9 protein-coding genes are annotated in these 8,596 nt (G+C 64.8%); 2 read left to right on the plus strand and 7 right to left on the minus strand.

Translation table 11 applies throughout. From position 1 onward, the window contains the following. Position 1: 1 nt before the first annotated feature. From PV768_RS20350 to PV768_RS20380, 7 genes are all read right to left on the minus strand, one after another. A complete protein-coding gene (locus PV768_RS20350; protein ID WP_421094035.1) occupies positions 2–1,009 on the minus strand; it encodes a biotin-dependent carboxyltransferase family protein in 1,008 nt (335 codons plus the stop codon). Next, positions 1,006–1,737 (minus strand): 5-oxoprolinase subunit B family protein, encoded by a 732-nt coding sequence (locus tag PV768_RS20355; protein WP_421094036.1) that lies wholly within the window; start codon positions 1,735–1,737, stop codon positions 1,006–1,008. Before PV768_RS20355 ends, PV768_RS20350 begins: the two co-directional genes overlap by 4 nt. A gap of 1 nt (position 1,738) precedes the next feature. Continuing rightward, the gene (locus tag PV768_RS20360) at positions 1,739–2,527 is read right to left on the minus strand and encodes a LamB/YcsF family protein (protein WP_421094037.1); all 789 of its coding nucleotides are present in this window, start codon (positions 2,525–2,527) and stop codon (positions 1,739–1,741) included. A gap of 286 nt (positions 2,528–2,813) precedes the next feature. Continuing rightward, a complete protein-coding gene (locus PV768_RS20365; protein WP_421094038.1) occupies positions 2,814–3,644 on the minus strand; it encodes an ABC transporter permease in 831 nt (276 codons plus the stop codon). Between the two features lie 2 nt (positions 3,645–3,646). Beyond that, on the minus strand, positions 3,647–4,567 hold the full coding sequence (locus PV768_RS20370; RefSeq protein ID WP_421094039.1) for an ABC transporter permease: 921 nt from the start codon (positions 4,565–4,567) through the stop codon (positions 3,647–3,649). Then, a complete protein-coding gene (locus tag PV768_RS20375; RefSeq protein ID WP_421094040.1) occupies positions 4,564–5,688 on the minus strand; it encodes an ABC transporter ATP-binding protein in 1,125 nt (374 codons plus the stop codon). The genes PV768_RS20370 and PV768_RS20375 overlap by 4 nt, the downstream gene beginning before the upstream one ends. Positions 5,689–5,732: 44 nt before the next feature. Further along, positions 5,733–6,791 carry an ABC transporter substrate-binding protein gene (locus PV768_RS20380; protein ID WP_421094041.1) on the minus strand — a complete coding sequence of 353 codons (1,059 nt, stop codon included), beginning with the start codon at positions 6,789–6,791 and terminating at the stop codon, positions 5,733–5,735. 340 nt (positions 6,792–7,131) lie between these two features. Here PV768_RS20380 and PV768_RS20385 point away from each other — a divergent pair, with 340 nt between their 5' ends. Both PV768_RS20385 and PV768_RS20390 read left to right on the plus strand, forming a co-directional pair. Then, positions 7,132–8,052: a LysR substrate-binding domain-containing protein gene (locus PV768_RS20385; protein WP_421094042.1), complete on the plus strand. Its 921-nt coding sequence runs from the start codon at positions 7,132–7,134 to the stop codon at positions 8,050–8,052. Positions 8,053–8,199: 147 nt separating this feature from the next. Continuing rightward, the gene (locus PV768_RS20390; protein ID WP_421094043.1) at positions 8,200–8,412 is read left to right on the plus strand and encodes a hypothetical protein; all 213 of its coding nucleotides are present in this window, start codon (positions 8,200–8,202) and stop codon (positions 8,410–8,412) included. Positions 8,413–8,596: the final 184 nt, after the last annotated feature.

Here is an 8,596-nt window from a genome sequence, read left to right on the forward strand (position 1 = left end):
TTCAGCTTCCGGCCGCCGGCGCGAGCTGTGTCCAGCCCTGCTGGTTGCCGACGCCGAGGAGGGCGAAAACTGTGCTGACAGTGGCTCGGAGGTTCTCCAGTTCCCGCAGCGCTGCCCGGTGTTGCGCGGTGGCTTCGGGAACGGTCGTTTTTCGGAACGTGATTTTGTGGCCGGGCCTTGCCTGGGCCAGGACATCGAGGGAGCGGCTGGTGACCACGGCCAGGACGGGGTAGCCGGCAGTGACTCCGCGTCCCCGGTGCAGCACCAGGAGTTCTTCCCTGGAAGGCACTTCAATGGCTCCCACGGGGACGCCCCGGGACAGCACCTCGGCCGTGGATTGGCGTTCCGGAAGTGCTCCGCCGAGCCGCAGGCCGATGTGGTTGCTCCGGGCGCTGACGGTGTACCCGGTGGTGTAGAGCAGGTCAGCGGTGCTGCCGAATTCCTCCACATCGGGGCCGTCCGTCACCTCAACCACCGCGGTGCTGTTGAATTCCGGCCGGGTCAATCCCAGCCGGAACAGCGGGAGGTCGAAATACGGCTGGCGGATGGGCGGAACGCTGCGGAACGTCTCCAGTTGTGTGCCTTCGGCGAGCCGCAGGCCGAATCCGACGACGGTATCCGGCGCGCAGCTGCCCAGCAGGACCGGCGCTTGCACGGAGCCGTGGACTGCGATGTAAGCCCGCAACCCTCCGGTCATCCTTCGCAGCGCTACCGTCTCCCCTGCCCGCACGGACACCGGTTCCCACTGCTGGCACTCGCGCCCGCCCACCGTGAGGTGGAGCGGAGCGCCGGTGACGGCGATGAGGAGGTCCGTGGTGGCCCGCATCCGGAAGTCCAGTGCGGTGACCTCCAGCTGCGGGGCGTTGTCCGCGTTGCCGGCGAGGATGTTGGCTGCGCGGGCGGAGAACTGGTCCAGTGCGCCGTTGACGGGAAGCCCGAACCGGGGTCCGCGGAAGCGCCCCAGGTCCGTGACCACGGAGTTGCCGGGCTGTTGGATGATCAGGCTCATCGTGCTGCCTCCAGTTTCCGGCCCGCGTAGGAGGCGAACTCTTCGGGCTGGATCTGGTGGAACCGGAGCGTGTCACCCGGGACGTAGGGAACCAGCGGTTCTGCCGCCACGTCCAGGACGGCCAGCGGGGTCTGGCCGATGACGCACCAGCCGCCTGGCGCGGCGGCAGGAGCGATCACTGCCTGCCGGCCGGCAACGGAGACGGCGCCTGCCGGCACGGACAGCCGGGGGTCCTTCAGCCGGGGAACCGGGAACGGGAAATCCGGTCCGTCCATCATGGGCGAGCCGGCGGGGGCACCCAGGCAGCGGATCACGTAGGACTTGGTGGTGTGCAGCCGGATGATTTCCACGACGGGGAGCTGCTGCTGCTCGGCAACGCGCTCCAGGTCGGGGCCGTACTCGCCGCCGTACACCACCGGGACGGTGAACTCCCGGGGTGCGCGGGCGGGGGCGCCGGTGAATTCGAGCTGGCGCAGGCCCAAAAGGACAAAGGCACGTACCTGGCGTGCGGAGGTGACGGCGGGATCGAATTCCACGAGCAGTGAATCGTAGGTGGGCACTGCGCCGTGGACGCCGTCGGCGCCGGCAGCGTCCAGCCATCCGGCGAGGGCGTGAACGGTGGCCCAGTTGGCCTCCCGGTCCTGGGATGACGCGACGACGCGCAGGGCTGCGTCCCCGGATTCGAACACCTCCACCGGAGGCTGGGCTGGAGTTGGAGTGGCGGGCATGTCAGGCGGCTTCCACTTTGGCTGCCAGGACCTGGGTAAGCGGGGCGATCGCCACGCCGGCACGCTCCAGTTCCGCGCGGACCTGGCGTGCCAGCTGCACGGCGCCGGGGGTGTCCCCGTGCAGCAGGACGGTGTCCGCGACAATGGGCAGGTCCGTCCCTGCGACGGTTTCGATGACGCCTTCGCAGACCATGCGGACGGTGCGCTTCACGATGGTGGAGGGATCGTGGATGACGGCTCCGGGCTGGGTGCGCGGCACCAGGGTGCCGTCCGCCTGGTAGGCGCGGTCCGCGATGCCCACGATGCCCACGGGGAGCCGGCGGGCCGCGGCCGCATCTGCGAGTTCGCCGTCCTGGGCCAGGACAATGAGTTCCGGGTTGAGGCGGGCGGCGGCGTCCGCCACGGCTTCGGCGTAGTCAGGGCGGGTGGCCACGAGGTTGCCGAGGCGGCCGTGGGGGGCAAGATGGACGACGGCGGCGCCATGGTAGGCGGCGAAGGCGCTGAGTGCGCCGAACTGGTAGAGGACGTCGTTGCGGACTTCGTTTGCCGTCAGGTCCATGGCGCGCCGGCCGAAGCCGCGAAGGTCCGGGAAGCTGGGGTGCGCCCCGATGCTGACGCCGCGGCGGACGCATTCGGCCACGGTGGCGTTCATGATGTCCGGGTCCCCGGCGTGGAAGCCGCAGGCGATGTTCGCGCTGGATACCACTTCGAGCAGGGCCGCGTCGTCGCCCATCGAGTAGGCGCCGAAGCCTTCTCCGAGATCTGCCACGAGATCAACCATGGGTCCCATGTGAGCCCTCCTTGGGGTGTGTTGGCGCAGCGCTGGCCAGGGGCACAGCGCCAGCTGCCGGAAGCGGAAGTGGAAGCGGGTGGACCGGCCCGCTGGGCCGGGGTCCAGTTGCCCGGATCACCGGGCTTGTAGAAAAAGTCTGGCACCGGGACTTTGATCACACAAAGACGTAATCGGTGTCACGGGATAGGTGCCGGTTATGACCCGTGCCGCTTGCGGACGGAGTCCAGCCCGGCCCGCAGGGGCGGACCGGGCTAGACTGTCTCGAGGTACGGCACCAAGGGCGTCAGCGCAGGGCCTTGCGGAGCCCCATCACGCGTTCGACGACGACAACTACGGCGAGCGAGATCAGGATTAGGATCACGGACAGCGCAGCGACGGCGGCATCCGCGGAGTTTTCCACGTACCTCAGTACCTGCACGGGCAGGGTGGGCAGGCCCGATTCGGCCACAAACAGCGAGATCACTGCTTCGTCGAAGGAGACGATGAAGGCGATGACGCCGCCAGCGATCACGCCTGGCTGGATGATGGGCAGGGTCACCCGGCGGAACACAGTCCAGGAGCCGGCACCCAGGATGCGGGCCGCGGCCTCGCAGGACGTGTCCGTGGTGGCCAGGCTCATCAGAGTGGTCCGGATGACGAACGGGATGGTGATGGCTACGTGGCCGATGATGATGCCGGCGTACGTATTGTTCAGTTCCAGCGGCCCGAAGAGCAGGACCATGCCCAGGGCCAGGACGATGCTCGGGATCAGCAGCGGCGAGAGGAAGAACGACTGGACTGCCGCCTTGGCCTTGAACTCGAACCGGTCCAGTGCCAGCGCAGCGGGAACGCCGAGCGCGAGGACAATGAATGTGACGATGACGGCCACGATCAGGCTGACCTTCATGCCCTCCATGAACGTGCTCTCCTGCGGCAGCATCTCGTACCACTTCAGGGTGAACCCTTCCGGGGGAAAGGACAGGTACTGGTTGGATGCGAAGGACACCACGAACACGATCAGCAACGGCGCCAGCAGGAAGAGGTAGAGCAGGAACACCAGCAGCCCGAAAGCCGGCTTAGCGGGGTTGAATCGCGGTTTGAACACCCTGGCGCTGCTTACGTTGGCACTGCTCACGGTCAGCCTCCGATCTTCTTGGTGAGTCGCTGGTAGACGGCGATGATGAGGCCGAACAGCACCAGCAGGATGACGGACAGGGCGGCCGCGAAGGGCCAGTTGAGGAGGCCGGTGGTCTGGTCGTAGATTTCCGTGGCCAGGACCTGCACGCTGCCGCCGCCCAGGAGGCGGGGCGTGATAAAGGTGCTGATGGAGAGCACGAACACCAGCAGGAACGCAGTCAGCAGCCCGGGGAGGCACAGCGGGAGGGTGACCTTGGTGAACACCTTGAACTTGCTGGCGCCCAGGGAGCCGGCCGCTTCCTCAAGCTGGGGGCTGAGCCGGCCGAAGCCGGAGATCATGGCCAGGATGGCGTACGGCATGAAGATTTCCACCAGGCCGATGGTCACGCCGGTCATGTTGTTGGTGAGCTTCAGGGGCGTGTCGATCAGGCCCAGCCCGTCCAGGGAGGAGTTGATCAGCCCGTTGGTGCCGAGGATGACCATCCACCCGTAGGTGCGGACAACGGCTGAGGTAAGCAGCGGCGCGATGGCGATGGCGATCAGCAGTCCGCGGTACTTGCTGGTGCTGCGGGCCAGGAAGAGGGCCACCGGGTAAGACACGATGACGCACAGGATGCCCACGGTCACGCCCATTTGGAAGGTATCCAGCGTGACTTTCCAGTAGTACGGGTCGGTCAGGGGCTGGATGTAGGTGTCCAGGGTGAAGGTCTCAACGATGACGCCGTCCGGGGAGCCTTGGTTGAAGGACATCCGGACCATATAGGCCAGCGGGAAGACGAAACTGACCAGGAGGCCCAGGAGTCCCGGCAGGAGGAGGGCCAGGTAGGTGCGCCGGTTGCGGCGTTCGGTGGCCTTTTCCAGCTGCCCCTCATCCCGGGCCCGGGGCCGCTCCGGAGCGGCCGGGGCTTCCAGGAGTGTCATGCCGCCAGCCTTTCCTGCTGCGTTCTTGCCGGCAGGAGGTAGGCGTCTTCCGGTGACCACGACAGGTACGCGGCGTCGCCAACGCGGGGCAGGTCTCCGCTGCTGGTCAGCATTTGTGCCTGCAGGTGCTGGCCGCCCACCCGGACGGCCACGGCCAGGGCGTCGCCGGTGTAGCTGACCCGCTCGATGGTCCCTGCAATGGGTGCCTGGGCGGCCCCGGGGTTCAGCGATACGCTGAGCCGGTGCGGGCGGATGACAAGCTCATGCGTGCTGCCCGAGAGTCCGGTGGTACCGATGGCGCCGAACTGGCCGAGGCCTTCGACGTCCACCTTGTAGAAGCTCTCCCCCGCCAGGTTGGCACGGCCTGCTTCGGCCCCGACGCGGGCGGTCAGGAAGTTGGCCTGGCCGATGAAGTTGGCCACGAAATGGGTGCGGGGCCGCTCGTACACCTCGGTGGGGGACCCGAACTGTTCGATCAGGCCGCCGTTCATCACGGCGATCCGGTCCGCCATGTCCAGGGCTTCGTCCTGGTCGTGGGTGACGAAGAGGGTGGTCGCCCGGGTGCGCTGCTGGATGGACCGGATTTCGGTGCGCATGGTTTCGCGGAGCTTGGCGTCCAGGTTGGACAGGGGCTCATCCAGCAGGAGCAGCGTGGGCTCCACCACCAGCGCACGGGCCAGGGCGATGCGCTGCTGCTGGCCGCCGGAGAGCTCCTTGGTCTGGCGCTTGCCGAGGTGGCCGAGCTGGACCATGTCCAGGGCGGCTGCAACACGGGCCTTCTGCTCAGCTTTGGAGACCTGCCGCATTTCCAGGCCGAAGGCAACGTTCTGTTCAACGTTCATGTGTGGGAACAGGGCGTAGGACTGGAACACCATGCCCATGCCCCGCTTGTTCACCGGAGTGTGGGTGATTTCCTTGCCGTCCACCACGATGGAGCCCGCTGTGGGGTCCATGAGGCCGGCGACCATGCGGAGGGTGGTGGTCTTGCCGCAGCCGGACGGGCCGAGGAGTGCCACCAGGTGCCCCTCCTCAACTTCCATGTTCAGGCGGTCGACGGCGGGCTCCAGACCTGCTGCGTATCTTTTGGTCAGATCTACGATCGACAGTTTTGGTTCAGTCACGGTTTCAGTTCTCCTGAAGGGAAAGTTGGGGAGGGGCACAGGCGCTACTTGGTGATGATCTGGCGCTTCCAGGTGTCGGTCCACTTGTCTCGGGCCGAGGACAGGAATTCGACGTCGAGCGGCACGATGTTCAGGGAGCCATCGGTGGGCACGACGCGCTCCTTCACCTCTGCGGGGAGCTCCGCATTGGTGACGGACGGGGCGTAGAAGAGTGCCTTGGCGAACGCCGTCTGCGCCTCAGCGGAGAGTGCATAGTCGATGAATTTCTTCGCAGCGGCAGAGTGCGGGGCGTCCTTGACCAGGTTGACGGTATTGATCTGATAGACAGTGCCTTCCTTGGGGAAGGTGACACCCATCTTCTTGTTGCTCTGGTCGCTGTAGAACTGGCCGCGGGCGTTCTGGCCGAGGCCCAGGACGGTCTGGCCCGTGATGACGTTCTGGTATTCGTCCGGGTTCGGCGCGAAGGTCTGCACACCAGGCGCCATTTCCTTGAGGCGGGTGACCGCCGAGTCAATGCTCTTGGTGTAGTCCTCGCCCTCCATCTTGGATGTGATGGCGGTCAGTGACAGGCCCAGCAGTGAGGGCGGGGCATTCACGTTGATCTTGCCCGCGTAGGCCGGATCCCAGAGGACCTTCCAACTCTCGGGTGCCTCCGGGAACGTGGCGGTGTCGTAGACCAGGCCTACGGCGTCGAGCATGGCCACCGGGCCATACCCTTCCTTGTCCCGGAACTTTTCGGCGACGTTCGCAAGGTTCGGGACGCCGTCGGCATCAATCTTTTCGAAGAGTCCCTGCTTGTTGCCGGTGGTAGAGACGGAATTGTCCATGATGGCGACGTCGGTCGCCGGGTTGTTCTTCTGGCCCTGCAGGGCGCTGAGCATCTCTGCGGAGGACCGCTTGGAGGCGTAGTTGATCTTGATGTCCGGGTACTTTGCCCTGAACGGTTCGATAACCGCTGCGGTGTACTGGTCCTGCCACACGCCTGAGTAGGCAATGAGGTTCACCTCGCCTGAGGTGGCGCTGCCGCTGCTGGCTGCCTGGCTGCCGCCCCCGCAGCCTGAAAGAACCAGGACCGCTGCGGAGAGGGCCGCTACGGCTGCCATTTTGCCTTTGATAGTTGCTCGCATTTGCTGTCTCTTTCTCAAGAAGAATCCGGGCCATGGTGGAGGATTCCTGGATGCTCCGAAGTTATGGAGTCCATATTTCGGAAATGTAAAAGAAAACGCCTATTCCGGTTAACAACGCTTTTATGCAGAATGCATCTGACGTCATCGTGAAATTGCATGCCTGCCCGGGGGGGTAGAATGTACTGCTAGTGAAATAGCGTTCTGGGTTCAACCTAGTGTCAGAGATGTGCATCACACAAAGACCTGTTGCGTATCCCTCCATAGCTTCCGGTTATGACCTTTCCGGCTCCAGGACGCCGCAGAGAGAGAAGGCGGCATGGATACGCGAAAGCTTGCGTACTTTGTCCAGATAGTGGATTCAGGGAGCATCACCAAGGCCGCGGCAGCGTTGCACGTGGCCCAGCCGGCCCTGAGCCAACAGGTGTCGGCCCTGGAGACGGAGCTCAAGCAGCGGCTGCTCATCCGGAGCAAACAGGGGGTCAAACCCACCGCGGCCGGGCACACGCTCTACCGGCATGCCCAGTCCATCCTGCGGCTGGTAGACCAGGCGCGCCAGGACGTAGCCAGGTCCGGGGCGGCGCCGTCCGGCCGTGTGTCCATTGCCATCGCGCCCTATAGCATGGCGTCCAGCCTGACGCCTAGGATCATCAGTGAAGTGGCCGCCAGGTACCCCGATATCGTCCTGCACGTCACGGAGATTTACGGTGGGGTCCTCAGCGAGGCGATCAAGAACGGCCGGCTGGACATGGCGCTCATCTACGAACCCGGCCCCATCCGCGGCGTGCAGTTCACCACCATGATCGTGGAGGACCTGCACTTTGTGGTGAACGCCAACCGCGCAGGCGTGAACCACGCGAACGGTGAGATCACCCTTGCGGAGGTGGCCCGCCACGGACTCTTCCTGCCCGAACAGATCCACACCCTCCGCCAGGCCGTGGAAGCGGGGCTGAGAAGCAAGGACCTGGAGCTGAAACTGGTGGGCGAGGTGGAATCCGTTCCGTCCCTTGCCCGGCTGCTGCGGGCCGACCTTGGCGCCACGATCATGCCCAAATCCGCGGCGGACGCCTTGTTCCACGAAGAGGACTTCCTCGTCCTGCGGATTGTGGATCCGGCACTGCAGTGCAAGATCGCACTCTGCACGCCTGACCATGATCCGCTCTCGGAAGCAGCATCGGCGGTCCTCCTGGTACTGAAGGAAATGCTCCAGGAAATACTCAGCAGCAAATATGCGCGATAGGTCCATAACCTCCGCTTATTGGGGCACTGATCATTCGTCTTAGTAACGAAACTCTCCTGATCCTAGAATTTAGGAAAGGCCGTTTAATTACGGCAGATTTATTCCGAACGGATCAATTGGGAGCACGCCGTGAAAAAGATCAACACCTTGGGAAGAAATTCTGGCAAGGACCTCGGGTTGATGGCCAAAACCGGTTTCCACTGCCCCTCTAATGGCTTCTGGCGTCCCGAGGACCGCTCCATGGACCCGATCTTCGTCTTCGAAGGCAGCATCATGCCGGCAGGCAGGAGTGGGTCCACTGTCTGGCTCCTGGAGGATGCGGTATTCGGTCCGCCGGAGTACCCGCTGCCGGCAGGGTAGAAAATTGCAGGGTAGAAAACCTTCCGGGCAGTCCGGTGGTGGACGCTTGGGTCTCGGAGTGGACGCCCAATAATGTCGTACCCTCCCGCGATGATGTTGGTATGGGGAAAGCGGCGGTGGGCGAAGGCGTTTGCGGACATGAATGCCGCTCTTGCCGTGCTCATTGCCGAGGCGGACGGGTGCG

The organism is Pseudarthrobacter sp. CC4 (assembly GCF_048957775.1).
Classification (GTDB): domain Bacteria; phylum Actinomycetota; class Actinomycetes; order Actinomycetales; family Micrococcaceae; genus Arthrobacter.